This is a genomic window from Streptomyces sp. NPDC088116 (genome assembly GCF_044741745.1).
Classification (GTDB): domain Bacteria; phylum Actinomycetota; class Actinomycetes; order Streptomycetales; family Streptomycetaceae; genus Streptomyces.
The window spans coordinates 572296-598286 of sequence record NZ_JBIUTF010000005.1; the positions used below are offsets into that span (position 1 = coordinate 572296).

General features: G+C 69.2%; 23 protein-coding genes and 1 pseudogene. 18 read left to right on the top strand and 6 right to left on the bottom strand.

Annotation, left to right across the window (positions count from 1 at the left end; all coding sequences use genetic code 11):
* The first annotated feature begins 14 nt into the window (after window positions 1-14).
* From ACIOJD_RS23055 to ACIOJD_RS23090, 8 genes are all read left to right on the top strand, one after another.
* Window positions 15-488, top strand: coding sequence for an SUKH-3 domain-containing protein (locus ACIOJD_RS23055; protein WP_401916671.1), 474 nt, complete (start codon window positions 15-17; stop codon window positions 486-488).
* Window positions 481-870, top strand: coding sequence for a YwqJ-related putative deaminase (locus ACIOJD_RS23060; RefSeq protein ID WP_401916674.1), 390 nt, complete (start codon window positions 481-483; stop codon window positions 868-870). The genes ACIOJD_RS23055 and ACIOJD_RS23060 overlap by 8 nt, the downstream gene beginning before the upstream one ends.
* Complete coding sequence (locus tag ACIOJD_RS23065) at window positions 867-1844, top strand: SUKH-3 domain-containing protein (protein ID WP_401916677.1); 978 nt, start codon at window positions 867-869, stop codon at window positions 1842-1844. Before ACIOJD_RS23060 ends, ACIOJD_RS23065 begins: the two co-directional genes overlap by 4 nt.
* Before the next feature lie 120 nt (window positions 1845-1964).
* A complete protein-coding gene (locus tag ACIOJD_RS23070; RefSeq protein ID WP_401917139.1) occupies window positions 1965-2702 on the top strand; it encodes a response regulator transcription factor in 738 nt (245 codons plus the stop codon).
* Complete coding sequence (locus tag ACIOJD_RS23075; protein ID WP_401916680.1) at window positions 2689-4827, top strand: sensor histidine kinase; 2139 nt, start codon at window positions 2689-2691, stop codon at window positions 4825-4827. Before ACIOJD_RS23070 ends, ACIOJD_RS23075 begins: the two co-directional genes overlap by 14 nt.
* A gap of 115 nt (window positions 4828-4942) precedes the next feature.
* Window positions 4943-5377 carry a hypothetical protein gene (locus ACIOJD_RS23080; protein ID WP_401916683.1) on the top strand — a complete coding sequence of 145 codons (435 nt, stop codon included), beginning with the start codon at window positions 4943-4945 and terminating at the stop codon, window positions 5375-5377.
* Between the two features lie 159 nt (window positions 5378-5536).
* Entirely contained in the window at window positions 5537-6184 is a 648-nt protein-coding gene (locus tag ACIOJD_RS23085) for a class F sortase (protein ID WP_401916685.1), read from the top strand.
* 1237 nt (window positions 6185-7421) lie between these two features.
* Window positions 7422-8492: a helix-turn-helix domain-containing protein gene (locus tag ACIOJD_RS23090; RefSeq protein WP_401916688.1), complete on the top strand. Its 1071-nt coding sequence runs from the start codon at window positions 7422-7424 to the stop codon at window positions 8490-8492.
* 221 nt (window positions 8493-8713) lie between these two features.
* Here ACIOJD_RS23090 and ACIOJD_RS23095 read toward each other — a convergent pair whose 3' ends face one another.
* Window positions 8714-9358: an alpha/beta hydrolase gene (locus ACIOJD_RS23095; protein ID WP_401916691.1), complete on the bottom strand. Its 645-nt coding sequence runs from the start codon at window positions 9356-9358 to the stop codon at window positions 8714-8716.
* A gap of 30 nt (window positions 9359-9388) precedes the next feature.
* On the bottom strand, window positions 9389-10081 hold the full coding sequence (locus tag ACIOJD_RS23100) for an alpha/beta fold hydrolase (RefSeq protein WP_401916694.1): 693 nt from the start codon (window positions 10079-10081) through the stop codon (window positions 9389-9391).
* Between the two features lie 401 nt (window positions 10082-10482).
* On the opposite strand from ACIOJD_RS23100, the gene ACIOJD_RS23105 reads away from it, so the two are divergent.
* From ACIOJD_RS23105 to ACIOJD_RS23135, 7 genes are all read left to right on the top strand, one after another.
* Window positions 10483-10941, top strand: coding sequence for a hypothetical protein (locus ACIOJD_RS23105; protein ID WP_401916697.1), 459 nt, complete (start codon window positions 10483-10485; stop codon window positions 10939-10941).
* Window positions 10942-11226: 285 nt separating this feature from the next.
* The gene (locus ACIOJD_RS23110) at window positions 11227-11850 is read left to right on the top strand and encodes an HAD-IA family hydrolase (protein WP_401916699.1); all 624 of its coding nucleotides are present in this window, start codon (window positions 11227-11229) and stop codon (window positions 11848-11850) included.
* The gene (locus ACIOJD_RS23115) at window positions 11843-12889 is read left to right on the top strand and encodes a LacI family DNA-binding transcriptional regulator (RefSeq protein WP_401916701.1); all 1047 of its coding nucleotides are present in this window, start codon (window positions 11843-11845) and stop codon (window positions 12887-12889) included. Before ACIOJD_RS23110 ends, ACIOJD_RS23115 begins: the two co-directional genes overlap by 8 nt.
* Window positions 12890-13261: 372 nt before the next feature.
* Window positions 13262-14101, top strand: a complete 840-nt coding sequence (locus tag ACIOJD_RS23120; protein ID WP_401916703.1) for a carbohydrate ABC transporter permease — start codon at window positions 13262-13264, stop codon at window positions 14099-14101.
* 44 nt (window positions 14102-14145) lie between these two features.
* Window positions 14146-14967, top strand: a complete 822-nt coding sequence (locus ACIOJD_RS23125) for a carbohydrate ABC transporter permease (RefSeq protein ID WP_401916705.1) — start codon at window positions 14146-14148, stop codon at window positions 14965-14967.
* A gap of 197 nt (window positions 14968-15164) precedes the next feature.
* Window positions 15165-16562: an extracellular solute-binding protein gene (locus ACIOJD_RS23130; protein WP_401916708.1), complete on the top strand. Its 1398-nt coding sequence runs from the start codon at window positions 15165-15167 to the stop codon at window positions 16560-16562.
* Window positions 16559-17338, top strand: a complete 780-nt coding sequence (locus ACIOJD_RS23135; RefSeq protein WP_401916710.1) for a 2'-5' RNA ligase family protein — start codon at window positions 16559-16561, stop codon at window positions 17336-17338. The genes ACIOJD_RS23130 and ACIOJD_RS23135 overlap by 4 nt, the downstream gene beginning before the upstream one ends.
* A gap of 162 nt (window positions 17339-17500) precedes the next feature.
* Here ACIOJD_RS23135 and ACIOJD_RS23140 read toward each other — a convergent pair whose 3' ends face one another.
* Window positions 17501-19039, bottom strand: coding sequence for a PstS family phosphate ABC transporter substrate-binding protein (locus ACIOJD_RS23140; protein ID WP_401916713.1), 1539 nt, complete (start codon window positions 19037-19039; stop codon window positions 17501-17503).
* Between the two features lie 320 nt (window positions 19040-19359).
* Between ACIOJD_RS23140 and ACIOJD_RS23145 the strand changes: the two genes are divergently transcribed.
* Window positions 19360-21663, top strand: a complete 2304-nt coding sequence (locus ACIOJD_RS23145; protein ID WP_401916716.1) for an esterase-like activity of phytase family protein — start codon at window positions 19360-19362, stop codon at window positions 21661-21663.
* A 239-nt stretch (window positions 21664-21902) separates the two neighbouring features.
* On the opposite strand, the pseudogene ACIOJD_RS23150 reads toward ACIOJD_RS23145, so the two are convergent.
* The 3 genes and pseudogenes from ACIOJD_RS23150 to ACIOJD_RS23160 all read right to left on the bottom strand — a co-directional run.
* Window positions 21903-22112: pseudogene (locus tag ACIOJD_RS23150) on the bottom strand (hypothetical protein); the annotation flags it as partial.
* Window positions 22113-22449: 337 nt separating this feature from the next.
* Complete coding sequence (locus tag ACIOJD_RS23155) at window positions 22450-23208, bottom strand: SDR family NAD(P)-dependent oxidoreductase (protein WP_401916719.1); 759 nt, start codon at window positions 23206-23208, stop codon at window positions 22450-22452.
* Window positions 23209-23349: 141 nt separating this feature from the next.
* Complete coding sequence (locus ACIOJD_RS23160; RefSeq protein WP_401916722.1) at window positions 23350-23934, bottom strand: TetR/AcrR family transcriptional regulator; 585 nt, start codon at window positions 23932-23934, stop codon at window positions 23350-23352.
* Between the two features lie 294 nt (window positions 23935-24228).
* Here ACIOJD_RS23160 and ACIOJD_RS23165 point away from each other — a divergent pair, with 294 nt between their 5' ends.
* Window positions 24229-24828 (top strand): hypothetical protein, encoded by a 600-nt coding sequence (locus ACIOJD_RS23165; RefSeq protein WP_401916725.1) that lies wholly within the window; start codon window positions 24229-24231, stop codon window positions 24826-24828.
* Window positions 24829-25186: 358 nt separating this feature from the next.
* A complete protein-coding gene (locus ACIOJD_RS23170; RefSeq protein ID WP_401916728.1) occupies window positions 25187-25963 on the top strand; it encodes a polysaccharide deacetylase family protein in 777 nt (258 codons plus the stop codon).
* Window positions 25964-25991 lie beyond the last annotated feature (28 nt).

The following is a 25991-nucleotide window of genomic DNA, read 5'->3' on the forward strand; positions in this document are numbered from 1 at the left end:
AAGAGATGAGGAACATGAGATCGCCCGCCCCCGCGGAAGACGTGGATCGCTGGCTCCGGGCCGGTGGATGGTTCCCCGGCCGTGAGGACGCCGCCGAGGCGGACCGGCTTGTCCAGTGGAGGGTGGACAACTCCGCACTTCAGGGCTTTCCGCTGGTGCCGTGGGACGCGGCAGTCCATTTCGTCCGCTCCTACGCCTCGCTGGATTTTCCCGTACCCAAATCCAGGGACAGGGTATTTCGGGCGGATCCGTCGTTCGGATACGAGGGTGATGCGGAAGATATCTCCGAGCTCGCCGACAATCTGGGCCGTCGGCTCTTTCCTGTGGGATATGAAGCCGGGGAGAACGGAATTGTACTGATGGACGATTCGGGTCGTTTCTTCTACCTCCATCACACCGGCCCGTACTTCCTCGGAGCGAACGAGTCGCAGGCACTGTCCAGTCTTATGACGGGCGACCAGGACGATGCGGAGGATTACTTTGTCTGAGCTCGTTCCAGGTGTCGCCGCCTCCCTTCTCGTCCAGGGAAAGGTGCTCAGCCACACCAACCTCGCCGGTGACGAACGCCCTCATCTCCACCCCGCCGTCGATGGATTCCTCGTCGGCCTCCCCGTCGAGCAGCGCGAGCCGTACATCGGTTACTGCGCCGAATCCGCACTGGTCTCCGACCAGATGTGGGCGCTGGACCAGCAGCGCACCGACGGCCGGCCGACGACGCTCGACGAGGCGGTGCCGCACTTCCTGGGTGCCGCACTGGTCGCCAAGAAGATCCGGTCGCACGGGGACCCCGAGCACGGCACGCCCGCGCCTGTGTGCCGTTCGTGCTCGGCCCTCCTCGACCGGCTCGGCATCGACATCCTCGGCGCATGACGGCCGGTCTCACGGTGCTCACCGATGCCGGCTGGCACGAGGGGCGTGACGCCGGGAACGCCGCCATGCTCAGGATCCTCGAGGCGGCGGCAGTGTCCGAGCCCCTGATCGAGGGCGCGCGGTGGGAGCTCTTTCCCGCCGCGGAACGGGCGGTGCGGGAGTTCCACGGCCTCAGTGTCCGCCCGCGCGGCCCGGGGCGCGACGTCGCCGGCACCGGATGTGTCGTGGACCCGGTGGAGGCACGCCACGCTCTGCGGACGTTCGCCAGGCTGGGCGAGACGATCGGATCGCGCCTCTTCCCTCTCGGGCGCACGGACGCGGACGGCCTGCTCGCCGTGGACGAGGAGGGCAGGCTGCTCGGGGTCGACCACGGTGGCGCCTGGCTGCTGGGCGATTCCGTGGCGGCCGGACTGGTCGCGCTCGCCGAGGGACGGCAGCCCCGCAGGATCGAACGCCGCACCTGGAGCTGGTCATTCGACGGGATGGGCCACGACCGGGCGGCGGCTGTGGGAGAAGCCGTCAAGGCAGTCATGGTCGCCATTTACGTACTGCACAACAATGGGGTGTTCAGCGCGCGCAAGGTGAGACTGCGGGTCACCACACTCCGCGGTGTCGGTGCGCTCGTGTTCGACCGTACGTACCGGCTGCGCGGGGACTCCCTGGAGAGCGGCGCCGGGCTCTTGACGGAGGAGATGGAGCGGGCCATGGCCGAACAGGGAGTGACCGCCCAGGGTGCTGAACTTCTGTTTTCCCTCCCCGTGCCGCGCGAGACACGGGGTCCCCTGACGACGGTCGACTGTTCCGTCACGCTGGGCAGTTCACCCACGGCCGACACGGCCGTACTGACCCTGGCCGCCGGGGCAGGCGCGTCCGTCGGCCGGCCGGCGCACGCCCTTGCCCTGTGCGCCGCGGAACTTGGCCGGTACGCCGACCGGTGGTCCGCCGGGCACGGGACGCCCCCGGCGACGCTCTGAAGGCTCGGCTCAGGCGGAAGTGGCGGAAGGCGGGTCCCTCCCAGCCCGACATGGTGGCGTCATCGCGACACCGCCGCCGCCTCCGCGCTCGCTACGATCGTCGGCGTGGGCGCGAACATTCTGGTTGCCGAAGACGATGTGAAGCAGGCCGAGTTGGTGCGCCGCTATCTGGAGCACGAGGGGCATACGGTCACGGTCGTCGAGGACGGCCGCGCGGCTCTTGAGGCGGTTCGGCACAAGGAACCCGACCTGCTCGTCCTCGATGTGATGATGCCCCGGACCGACGGGCTCGACGTCGTGCGGATTCTGCGCGGCGAGTGCCGGGAGGTGCCGGTGCTGATGCTGACGGCCCGCAGTACCGAGGACGATCTGCTGCTCGGACTGGATCTTGGCGCGGACGACTACATGACCAAGCCGTTCAGCCCTCGTGAGCTGATGGCCCGGGTACGTACGCTGCTGCGCCGCAACCGGCGTTCGGGCAGTCCGGCGCCGGGTCCCACGCCCGCCGCCGCCGTTGCTGTCGAGGACGACGTGTTGTCGGTGGGCACACTCAGGATCGATCCGGCCCGGTACGAGGTATCGGTGGACGGGACTCAAGTCGTGTGCACGCCCGGCGAGTTCCGTATCCTCGCCGCGATGGCGGCAGAGCCCGACCGGGTCTTCACCCGGCCGCGGCTCCTGGAGGAACTGCACGGCTTCGACAAGTACATCAGCAACCGCACCGTCGACGTGCACGTCATGCATCTGCGCAAGAAGATCGAGCGCGCCCCACGGCGGCCGGTCCGGCTGCTCACCGTGTTCGGTGTCGGCTACAAGCTGACGGACCCCGCTAAGGACATACGCCATGCGTCGTCCTGAAGAGCGAGAGCGAGAGCGCGGGCGGGGGCGCGGGCGCGGGCGCGGGCGCGGGCGGGCGAGGCTGCCGCTTCGCAAGAGCCTGCTCGGCCGGCTGCTGACCGTATCGGCGCTGGTGGCCTCGTGCTCGGTCGCCGCCACCGCCTGGCTCGCCGTGCAGACGACCTCCGGCGCGATCCGCCAGGAGCAGGGGCAGAACCTCAGCTCCGATGCCAAGATCTACAACACACTGCTGGGATACGCGGCCACCCACCGCGGCTGGGAGGGCGTCGACGGCACCGTGCGGGAACTGGCCCGGCAGTCCGAGCGCCGTATCGTCCTGACCACCGAGGACCGGCGGCCGCTCTTCGACTCCTCGCGTGACCCCGACGCCGATTTTTCCACCAGCACCTCCAACTCGGGCAAATCCTCGGGCACTCGGTCCGCCGCCCAGCTGCCGGCGCAGGCCTCGGCGGTAGTCGACCCGCTGTCCGTCGACACGGTGCTGGTGCCCGATGCCACCTCCGCCGAGGCGGACCGCGTCGATCCGCGTGCCGTGGGGCCGTTCCTGCTGCCCGCGAAGGAACGTGCCGACCTGCGGCAGGCCACCACCAGGAGCGTGGAGTGCCTCAGCCGGGTGGGCATCGCCGCGGATGTTGTCGAGAGCCCGAGCGGGCGGTCCCGCGTCCAGTTCGTGAGCAACGACCCGGACCGCACGATGGGACACAAGTGCCTGACCGACGAATCGGCTCCCACCCCGACCGAGAAGAAGGCCCTCCGGACACTCAACCAACTGGCCGACGCCTGTCTGAAACGCCAGGGACGTACGGGCGTGAAACTGAACCTGGACCTGTCCTGGGGCTGGGGATACCGGCAGGGGGCCGCGGAAGTCGGCCAACCGGACGGTTACCCCGCGCCCGAGGCCGCCACCAGCGAGGCCGACGGCCGCGCGGCCCCCATCAGCGAGGAAGAGGCGGCGCGGCAGGCCGCCAGGAAGAAGGAAGCGGACGCGGCCGCCATCCGGCCCGACGGACGTACGCCCGGAGCCCGCAGCAGTGGGTACGACCGGGCCATCGCCTCCTGCGTCGGCAGCGCCCGCCGCGAACAGCTCACGGCCTATGTCGCCGCGCCGGCACTGCTGTTCATCGACGGCCCCGACGCGGTCAGCGTGCCCGGGTTCGATCTCTCACCGGCGAACACCGCACGCATCGTCGGGGTCACGGCCCTCGTCCTCGCCCTCACGGTCGGTGCCTCGGTGATCGCCGGAACCCGTCTCGTACGCCCGTTGCACGCGCTCACCGGCGCCGCTCAGCGGATGCGGGACGGCCTGGACTCGGCGCCCGTGCCGGTCGGTTCGGACAACGAGATCGGACGGCTGGCGGCGGCCTTCAACGACATGGCCGTACACCGCGCCCGGCTGGAAGAGCAGCGCAAGGTGATGGTCAGCGATGTCGCCCACGAACTGCGCACCCCGCTGAGCAACATCCGTGGCTGGCTGGAGGCGGCACAGGACGGTCTGGCCGAGCCGGATCCGGCCTTCGTCTCCTCGCTCCTGGAGGAAGCGGTACAGCTTCAGCACATCATCAACGATCTCCAGGACCTGGGCGCGGCCGACGTGGGCGCGCTGCGTATGCATCTGGAACCGGTGTGCGTCGACGAACTCCTCGGCCAGGTCGCCGCGGCACACCAGGGTCTGGCCGAGACCGGAGGCGTCACACTGGCGGTCGCAGCGGCGACGCCCGGTTCCCCTCGGCCGTCGCTGGACGCGGACCCGGTCCGGTTGCGCCAGGCCGTCAGCAACCTGGTCTCCAACGCGGTACGCCACACACCGCCCGGTGGCACTGTGACGCTGCGGTCGTACGTCACCGAATCCGGGGACGAGGTGGCCCTGGAGGTGTCCGACACCGGCAGCGGTATCCCGGCGGACGACATCCCTCACGTATTCGACCGCTTCTGGCGGGCGGAGAAGTCCCGCAACCGGAGCACCGGCGGCAGCGGCCTCGGCCTGGCGATCGTCCTCAAACTGGCCGAGGCCCACGGTGGTACGGCGAGCGTGGTGAGCACCGAGGGGCAGGGCTCGGTCTTCACCTTGCGGCTGCCGACCGCGCCGGACGGTGGTACGGAGCGGGCGGCGGCCCTGATGCGATGACCATGGCGTCCTGACAGCTTCTTCACAAGCTGTCGCCAGTCTTGAGCCCTGCCCGGAACCCGATGCGACCCAGCATTCAGGTACTTCCCATGCCGGGCTGGAACTGGAGCCACGCATGCCCCGCCATCACCGCCTGCGTTACGCCGTCCTGACCGCCGTCGCGGCCGGCGCGCTACTCGTCCCGGCCTCCGCGGCCTTTGCCTCCGACGGGAACCCGACGCCGTCCGCGAAGGCGAGCCAGGACGACAACACCACCGAGGCCATGAAGAAGGCCGCGGACGCGAAGGCCGAAGCCGCCAAGAGGGCCGGGATGTCGAAGCAGTCCTCGGCCGACGAAGTCAGGAAGGGCGAAGCCGCCAGGAGTGCCGAAGCCCGCAAGAGGGCCGGAGCCGCCGCTGCCGCTCCGAAGGGCGGCGTCGCCGCGGGCGAAGCCCCGGCCGGAAACACCGACATGACCACCGTCGTCGGCTCGGCCACCGGCGCACTGCTGCTCGCCGGCGCCGGCACCCTCGTACTGCGCCGCCGCTCCGCCGAAGGGCACAACGTCTGACCAGGTACGACGTCTGACCAGCTACACCGTCCGGGCAGGGGTGCGAACTCTGCCCCAGCACACCGCCCCGACACACCATCTGACGCGGCACAACAGTGGCGCCGCCCTTCGCCGGGCGGCGCCATCGCGTATTCACCCAGTCCTGCTCTGGAGCCAGTTGTGTTCCCTGCGCACCATCCGGTACGGCGCTTCGGCCCCCCACCGGCCCTTGTCCGCCTCGCTCTCGTCATACCCGTGGTCCTCACCGCGCTCACCGGCTGCTCGTCCGGGCCCGACACGACTGCCCGGTCCGCTCCGGCCGCCTCGATCTCATCAACTGCTGTTGGCACTCCAACACCCAGCATTCCGGGGGCTGTTGGGAAACCCGTAACTCCCACCAAGGTCATCATCCCCTCGATCGGGGTCAGCAGTTCCCTGATGGAACTCGGCCTCAACGCCGACCAAACCGTCGAGGTCCCGCCGGCCGAGAAGGGCATGACGGCAGGCTGGTACACCGGCGGTTCCGTGCCCGGTGAAACCGGCGCCGCCGTCATCATCGGCCACAACGACACCCGCTTCGGCAAGGCCGTCTTCCACGACCTGAAGAAGATCGAGAAAGGCGCGGAGATCACCGTCGGCAACAACAAGGGAGAGTCGGCGCACTTCACCGTCACGGGCACCGAGAGCGTCAGCAAGGACTCCTTCCCCACTGAAAAGGTCTACGGTCCGACCAAGGACCGCGCGCTGCGCCTGATCACCTGCGACGGCGACTTCGACGCCCAGGGCCACCCGGTGAACAACCTCATCGTCTACGCGACGCTGGCCTGACACCCCTGCGGGCACCTCGCCGTGCCGCAGGGGGGACGTACGTACGCGACCGGAGCAGCCAGGGCGGCGAGTGGCCCCGCCTGCCTGCTACGGGGGTGACAGGCAGGCAGGGCCGTTCGGGGAGAGTGGGGCACTCCCCTGCGTTTCATGATCGACCGATGACGGCGAGGCCGACGCCCAGAAAGACGAGTGCGACCAGGCAGATCAGGATAGTGACTCCCGCAGCGAACAAGGCCAGTCCGGCTTTCCGCACACTCATTCCTGACAGCTCTCCTTTCCACGGCATTTTCGACAGTGGAGCGGGGGCGGCGGATGTGGCAGATCGGCCCCCGGCGGGATGTGGACGACTCCGGAACGTACGTCCAGCGCTCCGCCGTACTCCGACCACCAGCCCTCCGGGCTGCCTTCGTACGCCATGCCCGCATACGGGTCGTCTTCCCTCGGCGTCACCACCACGCCCAATGGGCATCGAGGGGACCCGACACCGCCAAGCGTCCGTGTTGTGGATGTCTACGGAGTAGCCCCACGCAGTCGGTGACTGTCGTGCGATCTCCCAACTCCTCGGCTGCCTTCTTCTTGGCCGTCAGCTCCGCGCACCGCGCGCATTCCGGGTCGCTCACCACCAACCACCCCTGGCCCGACGGTTCTCCTCCTCCAACAAGGGGCGCAGGCGTTCTATGGTCGGGCTGTGGGACCGGTCGTCCGCGCGGGAATGCTCGGGCTCGCCGTCACCCGTTACGTGGTCCGGCTGTTCGGGGCAGTTCTCCCCCAACGGGCAGGCACACGTGGGTAATTTGGTAGTCGACACCATCGGAAGATCGCCGCCTTCCGGTAAATCACGGTTCACCACCACCGCTCGCCCTCCCTTGGCACAGACTCCGCCAAGAGCCGCAGCGCAACTCTGTTGAGAAGAAGGCGAGTTGGTGGTGCGTAGCCCCCACGCGGCACCCAGTCGGGGGCGATCCCCCAGAAGCCACCAGCGCGGACGAGCGCGTGCAGTTCGTCGGCGTCGCTCGCCCGTGGCCGGTGATAGCCAGGTGGCGAACCCCTGTTCTCGTTTGTGCGGATAGCATCCGACACGTAGACGCTCCTCATCAGCGTTGGCCGGTCCTGGGGCGGTTGGACGTCGCCGGGGCACTTACGTCATCAAGGAGAACGAAACGACTTAGCTGTGGGGCAGTTGACCAGTGTTGACTACTCTGGACAGTCAGCAGTCAACACCTTCCGAGGATCAAGCATGGATGATTTCGGTACCCGTGTACGGGAAGCATTGGCAGCACAAGGAATCAGCATGCGTGCTGCTGCGAGAGCACTTCATTACGATGTCTCGTACCTCTCCCGCGTCCTCAACGGAAAACAGCAGCCGTCTCATCAATTGGCCCAAGGGCTGGATGAGTTACTAAAAACGGGCGGGGATTTCGCTGCGCTGTTGAAGAAACCTGAGCCAGCGGCCGATGACACCACCCGTGCGCGGTCTGCAATTTCACGTCTTCTGGATCACGATAATAGGTATGGTGGCGATCAGGTCGCTTCTGCCGCAGTCCAGGTCTGGAGGGCGGAACAGTGCAAATTGGATCGCAATATTGACCCGGACAAGGGCTACCTCGCCGCAGTTTCGGAGGTGGCAGAAGCTGCGGGATGGATTCTCTTTGACGCGAATCGGAAAACCGAAGCCCGGCAGGCTTTCATAGAATCGCAAATGCTCGCGCGTCATGCGGGTGATCGACCTATGCAGTGGTTCGCAATGGATCTACTGGCGATGCAAGATGTCCAAGACGGGAGGCCCGGCGAAGCGCTGCGAATTGCGGATAGCCTCTTGGCTACGTCGAGACTTCCTCGCCGAATTGCATTGATTGCGCGAGTGAGAAGATCACGTGCGTTGGCGCAAGCAGGAGATCGAGCGCGCAGCCTCGCGGAGGTTGAAAGAGCAAAGAGCGCACTGCAAGATTCCATCACCGTTCGTGACCCCGATTGGACGTGGTGGGTTGATGAAAAGGAAGTGGTCGGGCATCACGGCGAGGTTCTGATCTCTTTGGGGGAGAGCGCTGCTGCAATTCCACATCTTCAACGAGCAAATGAGCTTGTTACTCCCGGCGGACGTGGCGCGTTCTATTATGCAGTAGCGGAATTGTCGGCATTCGCAGAGGTCGGAGCGTGGCGAGAGTGTGAAACGACACTCATGCGCCTTGTTGCGATTCTAGAGGTGGTCACCTCTGCCCGCAGTCAAGCTCGCCTTGACGCCACTCTTCGAATTATCGAACGCGACGCGCCTTCCTGGTTGGTCGGAATTGTCAGGGATATGTTTTAGCAAACACAAACACCCCCGCACCCGCCACCCTGGCCAAGGGAGACGAGCGCGGGGGGCCCTCGTGCTGTGAGTCAGTCGCAGATATCCGAGTCGCCATATCGGTTGACGATGCCGGACATCTGGAAGCCCATCTCGAACCGTTCCCGTCTACGTTCTCGCCGCTCAGCGACAACGGGCGCACCAGCACGCCGCCCGCGCCCGCCGACACGCTGGAACGGGCCTCAGGCTTCGGCGCGTTCGCGCATCCACGACGTGGCCAGAGCCGTCCAGGTCGCGGTGTCCCCCGCGCCTTCGGCCAGGCCGAGGCTGTGCGGCCCGTGCGCGAACACGTGCGTGGTGTGCGGGATGTTGTGGGCCGCGAGCGCGGCAGCGAGACGGTAGGTGTGTTCGGGAGGTACGTAGACATCCTCCGCGGTGTGCCACATGAAGAACGGTGGTGACTCGGACGTCACCAGTGCGTCCAGAGATGTCGAGCGCCGCAGCGCCGGGGCGGCGTCCTCTCCCAGCAGGATCAGCCTGGCGGGGCGGTAGGTCTCGGTCTCCATCGACGTGATCGGGTAGCCGAGGACCGCGAACTGCACGGCTTCCCGCGCCTCGGCGCCCGGTGCGAGAGCCGCCAGCCCGGCCAGGTGGCCACCCGCGGAGAAGCCCATCAGCCCGATACGGTCCGCCCCGTTCGCGCGGCGGCGCCCGATCTCGGCGCGGAGGGCGTGGAGCGGTAACGGGTGCCTGGCGTTGAGCGGGTAACGGAAGACGTCGGCCCGCATCCCGAGCCCGCCGAGCCAGTCGACGATCGGTTCGGCCTCGTGCGGCGCGTGCTCGGCGTACCCGCCGCCCGGGAGGACGATCACGTGTGTTTCTGCCACCTGCGTGTCCCTCCCCTCGGCAGATGCGTGCTACTTCGGCGTGGCGGACGCGGCCTGTTTGATGAGGTCGGCCACTGCGGCCGGGTCGGACACGTAGATGGCATGGCTGCCCGCCACCTCGACGGTGGACGCACCGGCTCGCCCGGACATGGTGTGCTGGGCAGACGGGGGGATCATCTTGTCGTCGCCGGTGACCAGGTACCAGCTCGGCTTGGTCCGCCAGGCGGCCTCGGTGATCTGCTCGCCGACGGCTTCCACCCCCCAGGGGACCTGCGAGTCGGCCATGAACCCGGCCAATTCGGCGGGCAGGTCACCGGCGAACGCTGCCGGGAATTTGCCCCGGTCGAGGAACAGGAAGCCGTCCGTGGGCGGCAGGATCGGCGGTCCGGGTACGTCGGTGGGAAAACCGGCGAGGAGCGTGTTGACCGACTCACCCGCGTCCGGCATGAACGCCGCGATGTAGACCAGGGCCGCCACGTTCGGGTCGGTGCCCGCCTCGGTGATGACCGCGCCACCATAGGAATGACCGACCAGCACGACCGGGCCGCCCTGCGCGTCGATGATCAGCCGCGCCGCGGCGGCGTCGCCTCGCAGCGACAGGGTCGGGTTCTGCACCACAGCGACGCGGTAGCCGTCGCGGGTGAGCAGGTCGTAGACCGCCCGCCAGCCGGAACCGTCCACAAAACCGCCGTGTACCAAAACGATCGCGGGCTTGTCAGCCATGAATTGGTGCCCTTTCAGTGAAGCCGTGGGCCGTGGGCCGTGGGGCCATGAAGCCGTGGGCCGTGGGCCGTGGGGCCATGAAGCCGTGGGGCCGTGGGGCCGTGGGGCCGACGGGTCTGACTCACCCAGCAGACCCCAGCCCGGCGGCCACCGCACGCCGAGCCCACCGTGCAGGTGACCAAGGGCACCCTCGTGCCGACTGTCCGCTCCGTTCCGTTCCGCTCCGCTCGGCTCCGGTCCGGTCCGCTCCGGCGGGCAGGACCGGACTCCCGTATCAGCCGTGTTCCCGGTGTCACAGGAGTGTCCTGATGCCCGGCGCTCCGCAACTGGGTCGGCGGCCCCACGCCTCCTCATGGTCAGAAAGCTTGCTCACCAGGGCAGGAACCCAATGAGGAGGAATCATGCGCGTTCGGAAGACATCGGTGCTCGCCCTTGCCACTGTGGCTCTCGGCCTGGCGCTCACGGCCTGTGGCAACGGCGGTACGGACAACACCTCATCTTCCGCTGCCGGTTCATCCGCCTCGGTGAGTTCCCCGCAGTCCGCCGATTCCACAACCAAGGATGCCGAGGGCTCAGCCAAGGGCGCGCCGTCGGGTACTCCCAAGAAGGACGGCGTGAAGTGCACGGATCAGGTGAACTACGCGGAGGACTCCAGGTCCAACGCCGAGATCAACTCGATGGGTGAGGAGTCCGGTTACTGCCCGGTGCCCGAAGAGGCCGCTGCGTCGGCGGGTACTCCCAAGAAGGACGGCGTGAGCTGCACGGATCAGGTGAACTACGCGGGAGACCCGAGGTCCAACGCCGAGATCAACTCGATCGGCGAGGAGTCCGGATCCTGCCCGCCAGTGAAGCATCAGTGAGTTCGTGCCGCGTGTGCCCCTCCGGCGGGCGGGTGGCTGTGGTTCACCGGCCGAGGCACCGGCCGCGGCAACCGAACTGCTCGGACGGGCCCGTGGTCGTCGTGCCCCGGCCATGAGCCCGGCCGCCGCCAGGCGCGCCTCCGGGCACGGTTGCCGGAGGCAGCGGCAACAGCTGTCTCACCGCCGCGAGGACCGCCGCGAGGACCGGGGCGAGGACCGGGGCGAGGACCGGGGCGAGGACCGGGGCTGGACCGTGATGGCACGAAGGCCGCTATCATCCCCGATGTGGAACGTTCCCAAAGAACATCGCCGACCGTCGTCGTGTGGGATCTCGGTGGCGTCCTGGCGCCGTCGGGCCGTGCGCTGGCCGCCCTCGCCGAGGCCCTTGACGTAACCGAGTCCGAACTCGCCGACCCGTACTGGAGCCACCGGGACGCCTACGACCTGGGCGATTCCCCGGACGCGTACTGGCAACGGATCGCCGAGGCGCTGGGGCGCCCGCTCGACGGGGGGTGGATCGAGCGGCTCGACCGGATCGAAACCGAGTGCTGGGCGTCTCTCGCGTCCGACGCGGCGGCGTTGCTCGCCCGACTGACGGAGCGGGGAACGCCGTTGGGGATCCTCTCCAACGCTCCGGGCTCGCTGGCGCGGGCGGTCCGCCGGGCGCCGTGGAGCGGTCCCTTCGAGACCCTGGTCTTCTCGTCGGACCTCGGCCTGATGAAACCGGACCCGCTCGTCTACCGGGCCGCCGACGAACGGCTGGGCCGCTCACCGTCGGAGGTGGTGTTCTTCGACGACCGGCCGGAGAACGTCGCCGCGGCCCGCGCGCACGGCTGGCGCGCGCATCTGTGGACCGGGGGCGAGGCGGCCGCGGCGGTGCTCGCCCAGGAGGGCGTGCTCGATGACTGACCGGCCGCGCAACCCGACGATCATAGATGTGGCCGGGCGGGCCGGGGTGTCCAAGTCGGTGGTGTCCCGCGTCGTCTCGGGGCGCGGCAGCGTGGGGGAGGAGACCCGGCAGCGGGTCCTCAGGGCCGCGCGGGAGCTGGGCTACGTCGTCAACGCCTCCGCGCGGGCCATGGTGGCCCACCGTACGTACACGGTCGGGGCGTTCGTGCGTGATGCGGCGACACCCTTCTACGGTCACCTGCTCACCGCGATGCAGGAGCGCGCCGCCTTCCACGGCTACCGGGTGATCACCGCGACCGGGTCGGGCCGGTTCGAGGTGAGCGGCGAGTACCGGGCCCTGGAGACTCTCGCGATGCTGCGGGTCGAGGCGCTCGTCGTGTGCAGCGGGCTGCTGCCGAGCGAGCAGATCCTGCCCTTATCCGCGCGGTTGCCGACCGTGGTGGCGGGACGGCCGGAGACCCATCCCAGCATCACCAGTGTCTACTGCGACGAGGAGGAGGGCGGTGTCGCCCTGGCGGACCACCTTGTCGAGCTGGGGCACCGCGAGGTCGCGGTGGTCACGGTGCCGGTGAGCAGTTCCGTGACGCTGGGGCCGCGGACGGCGGCCATGGCCGCTCGCCTGCGCGAGCGCGGGGCGCGCGTGCTGGAGATTCCGGGGGAGCACCGGGAGACGGCCGGCGCGTGGGTGACCGAGGTGCTACGGCATCCCGGGATCACGGCGGTGATGGCTCCCAGCGACCGCCACGCGATCGCCCTCCTGGAACAGCTCCGGCTCCGGGGCGTGCCCGTGCCGGAGCAGCTGTCCGTCACCGGCTACGACGGCGTCGGGGACCTGGTGACGTCCTTGATCGGCCTGACGCACTGGCGCCAGCCGGTCGACCTGATCGGCAGCGGGGCCGTGGACGCCGTGGTGCAACTGCTCGACGGGGAGCAGCCGCCCGACCATCACCGGGCGCTGCCCGGCACGCTGGTGACGGGCCGGACGACGGCCGAGCCGCAGCTCCACGGCCGAGACAGCCGAGACAGCCGAGACAGCTGAGACAGCTGAGACAGCTGATGGACGGCGGCGGCGCCGCGGCCCCACAGCCCCGCAGCTGGGACAACAGAGACAGCTGCCGGGCGACGACCGCGCCGCCGCTGCCGCCCCACGGCTGAGTCGGCCGAGCCGGCCAAGACATCCGAGCCGGCCAAGACATCCGAGGCGCCAGCTACCGTCGAGGCGGCAGCGACAGCCGGGACGGCTGCGACAGCTGACGGGCATTTTGCGAATTGTTCACCCATCGGGCCCTTCGGAGGTCCCACCCGAAGTGGGAACGTTCCACTCATGATTGGGAACGTTCCACTCCGCCGCCGGCGCGGCAGACCGCCTGGATCGGCCGGACCACGTCCGGCCGCCCTGGTCGGTCCGCTGATGGTCCTGCCGTGCGTCGGACTGCTGCTCGTCTTCGCGTACTGGCCAGTCGTCCGAGGCATCGTCCTGAGCCTGTACGACACCGACCTGCTCGGCGAACCCTCGCGGTTCGTCGGCGTCGCGCACTACGTCGACCTGGTCGCCGACCCGGAGCTGCGGCGGGCGCTGCTCGCCACCGGGGCGATCGCCGGGCTCAGCGTGCTGCTCTCCGTGGGCGGCGCGCTCGCCGCGGCGCTCCCGCTGCGCCGGGCCGCCCGGAAACCGCGTGCCGTGGTGTCGGTGCTGCTCTCCCTGCCGTTCGCCTTCTCGGCGGCGGCGTCGGCGGCCGTCTTCGCGGGCCTGTTCGCACCGGCGGTCGGAACGCTCAACCAGCTGCTGGTCCACCTCGGGGTCGCCGGGCCGCAGTGGTTGCAGTCACCGACGTGGGCCATCCTCAGCATCTCGATCGCCACCGCCTGGTACGAGTTCGGTTTCGCCTTCCTCGTGCTGCTGGCCGCGCTGAGCCAGCTCGATCAGGAGGTCATCGAGGCCGCGGCGCTCGACGGCGCCTCGGGACCGCGGCTCGCCTGGTCGGTGATCATCCCCATGCTCCGGCCGAGCCTGGTGTTCCTCCTGGTCACCCAGACCATCAACGGCCTCCAGGTGTTCACCCAGGTACAGGTGCTCACCCGGGGCGGCCCGGCCGGCGCCACGTCCACGGTGGTGTACGAGCTGTACCAGCGCGCGTTCGGCGAGGCACTGCCCCAGGTCGGCTCGGCCTCGACCCTGGCCGTGGTCCTGCTGGCCCTCGTCCTGGCGATCACCGCGATCCAGTTCCGGGTGCTCAGGAGGTGGGCGTGAATCGTCTTCAGACCGGTCCCGCAAATCGCCTTCAGGCGGGTCCCGTGAAACGTCTTCAGGCCGGTTCCGTACTGCGCTGGTTGTGGCTCGGCGTCGTGGTCGTCCTCGTCACCTTCCCCGTCTACGCCACAGTCGTCACCGCTCTCCTCCCGTCGGGTGACGTCGCCGCGGGCCGCCTCGTCCCGGTCCCGGGCCGGCTGACCCTGGACAATGTGCGCGAGGCGCTCGACTCCGCTCCGCTGGCCCGGCAGTACCTGGTCAGCGTGGCCGTCACCGCCCTCCAGGCGGCCGCCCAACTGGCCACCGCCGCACTGGCCGCGTACGCCCTCGTCTTTCCCCGCTGGCGCGGCCGGGGCGTCGCCTTCGCGCTGGTGCTGGCCACCCTGGCGTTCCCCGGTGAGAGCCTGGTCATCCCCAACTTCGAAACCGCCACCGCACTCGGGCTGCGCGACACACTGCTCGGGATCGTCATCCCCTACCTGGCCGCGGGGTACGCGGTCTTCCTGCTCCGCCAGGCGTTCCTCGCGCTGCCGAGGGAGACCTGGGAGGCCGCCCGACTGGACGGCTGCGGCGAACTGCGGGCCCTGCTGCACGTCGTACTGCCCATGGCACGGCCGCAGTTGATCACGGCGGCGATGTGGTGCGCCCTGTCGGCATGGAACGGCTACTTCTGGCCGCTGCTGATCACCGACTCCCCCCAGCGGCGCACCATCCAGGTGGGCCTCGCCCAACTCGCCGTCGATCAGGCCACCACCCCGGCCGTGATCTACGCGGGCACCCTGCTCGTACTGCTGCCGACCCTGCTGCTCGTCCTGTTCGGGCAGCGCTATCTGGTCCGGGGCCTGGCCTCACGGGTCACCACCTAGGCCCTGTCCGTCACCCGTACCGAGAAACACACCGGCATACGTACCGAGAAACACACCGGCACACACGCCGGCACACGTACCGAAAAACACACCGCCACACACACCGCCACACGTACTGAGACGCACACCGCCACACGTACTGAGACGCACACCGGCAAGCACCCCGTCACACGCACCGAGAAGAAAGACGATCCGCCATGTCCTCACGAACCTCGCGCCCCGGGAGACTGCCCCTCCTGGCCGTGCTCCTGACGACCATCACCGCGACGACGCTCACCGCCTGCGGCGGTTCCGGCGAGGAGGCCACCGGAGCCGCACCGGGGCCCTCGGAGCTGGCAGCCGCCAAGGGGCCGGTCACCGTGACCATGTGGCACGGGGTCGGCGGCCCGGCCGGCAAGGCGCTCCAGAAGGAGATCGACGCGTTCAACAAGGCCAACACCGGCAAGATCGTGGTGAAGGCGTCCTTCCAGGGCAGCTACGCCGACGCCACCGCCAAGTACACCTCCGCGATCCGCGACGGCGGCACGCCGAGTGTCATGGTCTCCAACGACATCACCACCGGCTATCTGCGCGACACCAAGCAGACGGTCTCCGCCCAGGCGATGGCCGCCGCCAACCCGAAGGACCTCGATCTCGACCAGCTCCGCCCGGCTGCGCGCAACTACTACACGGCCGACGGCGAGTTGCTCGCCGTACCGCTCAACACGTCCATGCCCCTGCTGTACGTCAACGACAAGATGCTGGACCGGGCGGGCGTGGACCGCTCGACCCTCGGCACGCTGGAGGGCGTGGCAGCGGCCGCCCGCAAGATCCACGCCAAGGTCCCCGGGGTCAAGGGCATCGACATGCCTCTGGACGGCTGGTGGTTCGAGCAGCTCACCGCCGCCGCCGGGGTCCCGTACTGCACGCCGGACAACGGCCGTAAGGGCGACGGGGCCACGGCGCTGAAGCTGACCAGCGCGCCGCAGCGCGCCGCGATCGGCACCATGGCCGAGCTCTACACGGACGGCGTCGCGCTCGACACCGGCGTCGAGGGCAACGCCGCCCTGTCCGCCTTCACCGCCGGCAAGACCGCCATGATGTTCAACTCCAGCGGTGCCATCGGCGGCGTCAAGGAGGCCGGCATGACCGGCTACACCGCGCTGCCCTATCCCCTCTCCGGCTCGAAGGACACCGCGGGGCCCGCGATCGGTGGTGCCGCGATGTGGGTGGACCAGGCCGGGCACAGCAAGGCCGAGCAGGTGGCGAGTTGGAAGCTGATCAGCTACCTGGCGTCCGCCGGGGCACAGCAGCGGTTCGCCGAGGCATCCGGCTATGCCCCGATCAACACCGCCGTCGACAACTCGCCCGCCTGGAAGCGGTTCCTCGCGAAGAACGAGCCCTACGCCGTGCTCGACAAGCAGTTCGCCGACACCCCGGCCACGACGGCCGCCTCCGGCTGCCTCACCGGCGCGATGTCGGGCATACGTGCCGAGGTCGTACCCGCGATGCAGCAGGCGTTCACCGGCAAGACCTCCCTCGACAGCGCCCTGAAGGCGGCCGAGAAGGCGGCGACCACCAAGATCAAGAACTACCGAGAGCAGGCAGGGCAGTGACCTCGAACGTGACCCCGATCCACAGCTCGACGCAGACCCCGATCCACAGTTCGACGCAGACCCCGGCGCCTGCTCAGCCTCACACTCCGGCCTCTGCTCAGCCCCACACCCCGGCCCCCGACCCGGCCGAGACGACCGACCGGTTCGCGCAGGCTCCCGGGGACCCGTACCGCTACGGCGTCTACCTCCGCCCCGACCCCGCGACCTGCTACGCGGTGACGGCCGTGACCGCACAACTGCGGGCGCAGTACGGGATCGTCTCGGCCGGCGCGTTCCCGCCCCACGCGACCCTGGTCGGCAGCCGGCACATCACGGCTCCCGTCGAGGAGATCGTCGCCGCGGTGACCCGGGCACTGGCCGGAGTCCGCGCCTTCACCGTCCACAACGCGGGCGCCCAACGGCAAGGAGTGGGAATGGTCTACGACGTCCACCACCTCGCCGACGGCATCACACCGAACCCCGACTTCGTGGACCTCGCCGCCCGCGTCGACAACGCCGTCGCACCCTTGCAGAGCCCGGCACCGAATCACACCATGCACGATTTCGACAGGAACACCTTCCGGGCGCACCTCTCGCTGGTCTCGCACGACATGTACGTACGCCCCGATCTGGGCGACGAGGTCGAGGAGTACGTCAACGGGCTCCCCGTGGCGTTCCCGGAGACGTTCCCCGGCGACCGGGTCACCCTCTACCGCACCCGCAGCGAAGACTGGGCGGGCCGCTGGTGGCGGACCCTCACCTGGGACCACGTCCACACCTGGCGGCTGCCGCGCTGAGTGTTTCCAGCGCTGAGTGTTCTCCGGCGCTGAGTGTTTTCCGGCGGCCTTCCCCGACCGGCTCTCTTTCGTGCGACGAGCGTTGCGAAGAGTTCGTCGTACGAAAGGGGCCGCGGGCACGCTCGGGCGGGCCGGTCATGAGCAGCGCCGTGCGCCACCGGGTCATTCCCCTCCGCAGAGCCGCAGGCCCTCCGGGGTGAGACAGGGGAAATGCCCCTGGTCCCGCACGATGTCCTGCCCGGCGCCGCGGCTCAGGTAGTTGACGAAGCTGGCGGCGAGCGAGTCGGCGGGCGGGCGGCCGAAGGTGTAGGCGTACTCGATCTCCCGGTACGGGTAGCCGCTGGTGCCGATGGTCTCGATGGACGCCGGCTGTCCGTCGATGCGCAGCGGGTGCAGGCCCTCGGTGGCGGAGGCGGCGCGGGGCTCGGTGTAGCCGATCGCGCCGGGCAGCCGGGCCACCGTGCTCAACACCTGTTCCGTGCTGTCGAGTTCGCAGCGGATGACGCTGGCACTCGGGTCGTCCTTGGTGCGGCAGTCCCGGGAGGAGTTGACAGGTTCGTTGCGCTCCAGAACCTGTCGCTGGAAGACCTCGCGAGTGCCGGAATTGGCGTCCCGGCTGACCAGGAGAATGGGCAGATCCGGGCCGTCGAGGTCACGCCAGTTACGGATCTCGCCCCGGTAGATCTTCCGCACCTCGGCCAGGGACAGATCCGCCACCGGGATCCGGTCGTTCGTCACCAGGGTGAAGACGGAGACCGCGACGGGGTTCTCGCGCAGTTCCGGGTAGCCGTTCGGCTTGGGACCGTCGGAGAGGGCGACGACGGACGGGGTACCGCCCGCCGGGAGCGATGTGGCGCCCGCCGCGTCCAGTGCCCGTATCCCCGCGGTGCTGCCGTGCGGTTCCACCGTGATGTCGGAACCGGGGCAGGCCTTCTCGTATCCCTCCGCCAGTCTCTCCGCGGCCGGGGCGAAGGCCGTGGATCCCGTGACCGTCAGGGTCCCCCTCGCGCAGCCGATGGGGGACGGTACGTCGCTGCCGCGTATGACGATGATGGACGCGAGCGTGATGACGCACACCGTGAGCAGGACCGTGATCAGACGGGCCGGGCGGCTGAAGAGGGGTGGCTTGTCGTCGGGGGTCGTACTCCGGTTGGGCGTCACCTCGCCGTCCCGGATACCGCCGGTCACCGTGACATCGCCTCCGACTCCGCCGCCGGTCAGCAGCGCCAGCACCTTGAAATGCTGGCCCCTGTTGAGCGGAACCTTCGGGAGGTACAGGGTGTCCCCGTCATGGTGCAGGCCCGCGATCGGGGTGAAATGCTCGATCAGATGAGCGGCGTTCGCGGGCTGGGTGACGGCGATGCCCCGGATGGAGCGACCGCTGAAGACGACGGTGAGGCCGTGGTGTTCACGGCTGGTGTAGTCGTCACCGGCGATGCCCTCGAAGCCGTCGTTCTCGACACGCAGCAGGACGAGGGTGGCATCGGACAGGTCGGAGAACTCGTCGAACAGACCGAGCCGTACGTTGGCCCGTCCGCCGTTACGGGCGCCGCTGCCGATCGGCGTGTCCATCTGGACTCGGAAGCCGATGCGTTTGCGGCGCGGAATCCGGCGCTCGTACCAGACGACGCCGACGGAGGCCGCGAGGCCGAGTACGGCCGTCCCCACCGCCACGATGTTCTCCGCGTTCAGCCATTCCACGAGTTTGCCCCCGCACCTCGCACGTCGCATGCGTGTCGTACACGCGTCCGCACACCGTACGGAGCCGGGGCGGGTGCGCCGGGGCCTTTCGCCGTACTGTCGGAGACTGGCCGTCAGCCCGCCGGGTGTTGTTCGCCCGCGGTTCGCGGGAGTTCGGCGCAGGGGGCTTCGGGAGTTCTGTCGCCGTGAGGGACCCTCACCGCGAACGAGCGGCGCCGTGGGTCTTCGTCGGCTGTTCATCCGGACACCGTTTCCCGCCCCCTCGCCGGGTGGGACGATCCGCTCCGTCACTGTCGTCACTGTCGTACAGCGGAGAAAAGATGCCCTCGAAGAGAACCTGCGCCGCGCTTGTAGCCGTAGCTGTCACCGCCGGCGTGCTGGCCGGCACGGGCGGGGCGAGCGCACACCAGGAGCCGCGGCGGCCGGCCGCCTTCGACCGCACCGCCACCTACCCGGTCTTCCAGAACCGGCCGGCCGGCGAGGACCCGGCCTCCACAACCGTCGCCGAGATCTCTGCGACCAGTGAGGACGGCCGTACCCTCGTCTACACCGACGCGGCGGCCCGGCGGATCGGCTTCCTCGACATCGGCGACCCCGACGACCCGCGGGGGCTCGGAACGCTGTCGCTGGCGGAACTCGGCAACGCCGAGGACGAGCCGACCTCGGTGGCGGTGGTCGGCCAGTACGTCCTGGTGGTCGTGAACACCAGCGCCGGCTACGCCGACCCGTCCGGCCGGCTCGACGTCATCTCGCTGCGCGACCGCAAGCGGGTGGCGAGCCATGACCTCGGCGGACAGCCCGACTCCATCGCGATCAGCAAGGACAAGCGGTACGCCGCCATCGCGATCGAGAACGAGCGCGACGAGGAGGCGACCCCGCCCGGAGGCGAGGAGGGCGACCTGCCCCAGGCTCCGGCCGGCTTCGTGCGGATCGTCGACCTCAAGGGCGATGCGCCGGAGCAGTGGCGTACCCGCGCCGTACCGCTGACCCAGTCGAACGGCAAGGCGCTGCCCGTCCTGGCCGCCGCCGGGATCACCGAGCCGACGGACCCGGAGCCGGAGTACGTCTCCATCAACAGCCGCAACCAACTCGTGGTGACCCTCCAGGAGAACAACGGCGTCGTCGCGCTGGACCTGCCGACGGGCAGGATCACCAAGGCCTTCAGCACCGGTACGGCGTCGGTCGACGGCATCGACACGGTCGAGGACGGCAGGATCGACCTGAGCGGCTCGATCACCGACGTGCCGCGTGAGCCCGACTCGGTGGGCTGGGTCGACGACCGCTACCTGGCGACCGCCAACGAGGGCGACTGGCGCGGCGGCACCCGGGGCTGGTCCGTCTTCGACAGCCGCACCGGCAAGGTCGTCTGGGACGCGGGCAACAGCTTCGAGTCGATCGCCGCGCGCTACGGGCTGCACAACGAGAGCCGGGCCGAGAAGAAGGGCGCCGAGCCGGAGGGCCTGGCCATCGCCGAGTTCGACGGCGTGCGTTACGCCTTCGTCGGCTCGGAGCGGAGCAACTTCGTCGCCGTGTACGACATGAGCCGGCCGACAGCGCCGGTCTTCCGGCAGGTGCTGGCCACCACCAACGGCCCCGAGGGGCTGCTGCCGATCCCGTCACGCGACCTGCTCGCGGTCTCCAGCGAGGAGGACGACGCCTCGGCCAACGTGAGGGCCTCGGTGAGCCTCTTCCGCCTGGGCAAGAACGCCCCCGCGTCGCCGAGTATCGTCTCGGCCGCGGACTCCACCGGCGCGCCGATCGGATGGGGCGCGCTCGGCGCGCTCTCCGCCGTACCCGGCCAGTCGCACAAGGTCTACAGCGTCACCGACGCGGCGTACTCCGACACCAGGATCCTGACCATCGACGCGGCGCGGCAACCGGCGGTCATCACCCGCTCGTTGACCGTCAAGGGGGCCGACGGCCGGCCGGTCGGCTACGACGCGGAGGGCATCCACGCCCGGCCGCAGGGCGGCTTCTGGCTCGCGGTGGAAGGCGAGACCGGCGCGGGCAACAAGCTGGTCCGGCTCAACAGCGCCGGGCGTACCGAGCAGGTCGTCCCGCTGCCGGCGGACATCGCGGCGGGCCTCGGTGGCCAGGGCTTCGAGGGGGTCACCGCCACCACCGACCGCAACGGTCGCGAGGTCGTCTGGGCCACGTTGCAGCGTGAGGTCAAGAGCGACCCGTCGGGGATCGTCCGGCTCGGCCGGTACGACGTCGCGGCCGGCACCTGGAGTTGGTACGGCTACCGGACCGGCGGCACCACCACCCCCGGTGACTGGATCGGCCTCTCGGAGATCACCGCGGTCGGCGGCAAGCTCGCCGTCATCGAACGGGACAAGCTGAACGGCCCGTCCGCCAGGATCAAGCGGGTGTACACGGTCGACCTGCCGAAGTCCGCCGCGCCGTCAGGCCAGTTGCCCGTGCTGCCGAAGAAGCTCGCCCACGACGTGCTGCCCGACCTGCGCGCGACGAACGGCTGGACCCAGGAGAAGCTCGAAGGGCTGGCCGTGGCCGGTGACGGTGAGGTCTACGCCGTGACCGACAACGACGGCCTGGACAACGCCACCGGGGAGACGGCCTTCCTGCACCTCGGCCCCGGCAGGAAGATCTTCGGTCGCCATTGATCCGAGCCACTGATCCGAGCCACTGACTCGCATCACTGATCCGCATCACTGATCCGCGTCACTGATTCGCGTCACTGATTCGCGTCACTGACCCGGACCGCTGATCCACCGCGGCGCTCACGGCGTCGCCTCCGACGGACGAATCCCGAACGGCCGTCGGCGGCGGCGTCGTGATCGCTCCCGGCGGGATGCTCCCTCGGTCCGGACAACGACGAACTCCGCTGACCTGGGGCCTCTTCCTACAGGTAGAACGGGACGGTCGTGTGGACGACGAAGCCGTGCGGGCTCGACGGCTCGCGGCGCAGCACCACACGCGCCGCGCGGACGTCGACGGGCCCGCGCCCGGCCAGCAGCTCGGCTTCCAGCTGGACCCGGCCCACGGGCTCCTCGCGGGATGGCCAGGCAGCCTCGATGGTGAGGCGGGCCCGGGTGTGCTGGGCGAGCCAGCGGGGGCCGGGCCTTTTGACGTTGGTGTGATAGCTGGCCCCGGCCCCGTAACGCGCGAGGATCGTGCGCGCCATCGCCCGCAGCTCCTCCTCGCTCTCCGTGAAGCGCTCAAGATTGGACAGGGTGCACCTGTCGCCCGTGAGAGCCAGGAGCAGGTTCTCGGCACTGTCCCGGTCGATCTCCTGGGGGTTTCCCGGACCGGGGAGTGCCGTCGAGTTCAGGACGCGGGCGAACTGGCTGCCGTCGCGGCCGATGTGGGCGGCCCGCGAGGATGAGGCCCGCTTTCCGGCCGTCGTGGTGAAGCTTCTCGCCGGGGAGGTCATCTCCGCTCACGAACCGTCAGGCCGACGCGCCACTGTCGACGACCAGGTCCGTGCCGACCACCGGGCCGGCCGCGGGCGAGGCGAGGTAGAGCACCGCGGCCGCCACCTCTTCGGCCTCCGCGACCCGGCCGAGCGGGATCTCCGACTTCACCCGCTCGGCACGGTCGGCCTCGCTCTCGCCGGGGCGTAGCGACATGGGGGCGGCGGAGATGCCTGGGCTGACCGCGTTGATCCGAATGCCCTGGTGGATGTGGTCGAGGGCGGCGGCGCGGGTCAGCGCGGAGACCGCTGCCTTCGAGGTGCTGTACGCGGCGAGATTCGGGACACGCAGGTGTGCGCCCAGGTTGGAGGAGATATTGACGATGACCCCACCGCCGTTCTCCTTCATGTGCGCGATCTCGTGCTTCATGGCCAGCCAGACGCCGGTGACATTGGTGCGCAGCACCGTGTCCCAGTCCTCCTCGCTCACATCTCCGGCAGGCACGGTGCCGCGGAGTATCCCGGCGTTGTTGACCGCGATGTCGAGCCCGCCGAAGCGGTTGACGCTTTCGCTTACGAGGTGACGGAGTTGACCGGAGTCGGTGACGTCGGCGGTGACGGCGGCAGCCGTGCCCCCGGCCGCTTCGATGAGGCCGACCGTCCCGTCCAGGGAGGCCGCGGTGCGCCCGGCGGCTACCACGGACGCGCCCTCGGCTGCGAAGGCGATCGCGATCGCACGGCCGAGGCCGGAGCCCGCGCCTGTGACGAGCGCGGTTTTGCCAGTGAAGCGGTTCATTTCGGCAACTCCTTTGACGAGGGATTACTTCGGTGGGGAGACGGCGTACGCGGTGACGCTCACACCGCCCCTGATAATTGATCGATCGGTCCAATATTTGGGCAGTCGTGCGGGAAGCGCGACGGCTCGGGCGCGTATGATTCAGTCCAGCAGGGCCAGCGCCTGTTCGGCCGCGTCCCGCACCCGGGCGGGATCGCTGGACGCCTTGCCGACGATCCGTACGCCCTGCAACAGGACGAGCAGCATGCGGGCCAGCGCGCGCGGATCGCGGTCCTCGGGCAACTCGCCCTGGGCCTGGGCTCGTACGAGCGCGGAGTGCAGCGGGGTCTCGACGTGCTCCCAGCTGATCTCGACCCGGCGGGCCGCCGCGGGGTCGTGCGGAGCCAGTTCGGCCGCGGTGTTGGTGATGAGGCAGCCGTTCAGCCGGCCCTCGGGGGAGGCGGCCTCCGAGGCGAAGCGGCGTATCACCGCCCGCACCGCGGGCAGCGCGGGTCCCGGCTGGGACAGTTCGGTGAGGAAGGCCGGATCGCGCTCCTCGGAGTACCGGTCCATGGCCTTCAGATACAGCTCGCGCTTGTTGCCGAAGGTGGCGTAGATGCTGGCGCGGCCGATGCCGAGGTGCTCGACGAGGTCGGCCATCGACGTCGCTTCGTAGCCGCGCCGCCAGAACAGCTCAAGGGCTGACTGCAGCGCGGCGTCCGGATCGAATTCCTTGGTCCTGGCCACGCCGGAGACCATAGACCCATCCAGAACGATCGGTCAAGAAAGGCCGTCGCGGCGGGCGCCCCAGGCTTGCGTCGTCAGCCCGGTCGCCGTGACGTGGCCCTCGGTGACGGACATGGCGCTCGGTGGCGACTGGAATGGGCATTTCCGGAAGCGGCCCGATATCGGAATGAATTACTTGACGGGTTGACCGGCGTTACCGCGACCGTGAAGAAATGCGTAACGTGAACTGGCCGGGCATTTTCGTGATAGAGTCTTGATGAATTCACAGGACGCCACGAAAAAAAGGGGAATGGCGTGAATACCGAGAAGGTTACGGCTCGACGTCTTGCGGCCGGAGAGGTTTCAGAGTTGGGTCTCCAGGACGGAATCTTTGTCTCGGCAGGGATGGACGGCCTTCCTCTCGACTGCTACGCCCCGGCTTCCCTCACGGAGCCGGGTAAGAATTTTGAGGGAGGGTCCTTCACTGCGAGGACGATTTTCGGTGAGGAAATTCATGTTCTCCCGGACAATGCCGAAGAGCCTGGGATCTGGGTCGCCGACGAGGCGGGGGAAGAAATCGAGGTTCTGCAGAGTGCCGGCGTCCTCCTGAATCTCGCCCTCTTCGTTCCCAATGGGAACAAGGAATCCCTGGAGTCGCTCTACTCCGCCGCCCGGGACGCCTTTGGCGCGGGGATCGTTCAGCGCTGGAGCGAGGAAGTCGCCGAGGTGCCGGATGTCAAGGTCGACCTGTTCGAGGAGCCGGCGCGGGCGCGGAAGAACACGAGCAGCCAGAACCGCGACCGCCGCGCCTTGGACATCTACCCGACCCGAGTGCGGTTCATGGAGCCCAGCGACGGCTGGAAGTTCATTGTCGAGCCGCACAAGGAGATCGTCGATGAGACACCGACGATCTGACCTGATGACAGGTTAGCCTCGGTCCTTCGCGGGAGCCCGTCAGCTTGCTGACGGGCTCTTCCTCGTTTGCCGGGGCGGGTGTTGGGGTGTGCGGGCGGAACCGGTGAGATCGCGCGGACCGGTGGCGCGCGCACCGCGCATACGGTCCTCGCCGGTCCTCGCCGGCCCCCACCGGTCCTCAGCGGCCCTCACCGGTCCTTCGATGCCGTCGTACCTCTCGTCTGTCCCCGACTCCCCGCGTTTGTCGCCGGCCCCCTGCGGATTCGTCCGCGATCGGTAACAGCGGGATCGTGCACGGGCGTTCGTCTGTCTCCATGGGTGCACGGCATCGGCGGAGACGGCAAAGGGGCGGGCGGACATGGCACGGCACAAGGAACGCAGTTGGTACAGCCGGGTTCTCGCGGCGGCGCTCGGCGTGACGGCGCTGGCCGCTGCCACCTCGGTGTGGACCGCGCAGGCCGACTCCGCCGCAGGCCGGCGACCGCAAGCAGGTGTCTCGGCGCCGGACGGCCAGGACGGAAAAGTGGCCAAGGTGGCCGCGGACATCGCGCACGCCTCGGAAGACGGCGCCCGGGGCGTCAACATCACCATCGACGACGGACCGGACCCGGTCTGGACGCCGCAGGTGCTGGAACTGCTGAAGGACAACGGAGCGAAGGCCACGTTCTGCATGGTGGGCACGCAGGCCCAGGCGTACCCGGACCTGGTCAAGGCGGTCGTGGCGGCCGGGCACCGGCTGTGCAACCACACGGTCTCGCACGACACCACCATGGACACCAAGTCCGAGGCCTACCAGTCCCAGCAGATCCTGGACGCCGAACGCATGATCACCAAGGCGTCCGGTGGCGTCCGGCCCCAGTACTACCGGGCCCCGGGCGGTGCTTTCACCCCGTACAGCCGTCAACTCGCCGCGTCCCGGGGGATGCGGCCGCTGGGCTGGAACGTCGATTCCAGGGACTTCGAGCGCCCCGGCGCGGACGCCATGGTCGCCACCGTCAAGCGCGAGATCCCCAATGGGCCGACCGTCCTCTTCCACGACGCGGGAGGAGAACGATCCCAGACCGTGGCCGCCCTGCGCGAGGTGATGCCCTGGCTGAGGCAGCAGGGCTACACCTTCGGCCTCCCCGTACGGTGAGCGAGGCTCGCCCACACCGACTCCGCAC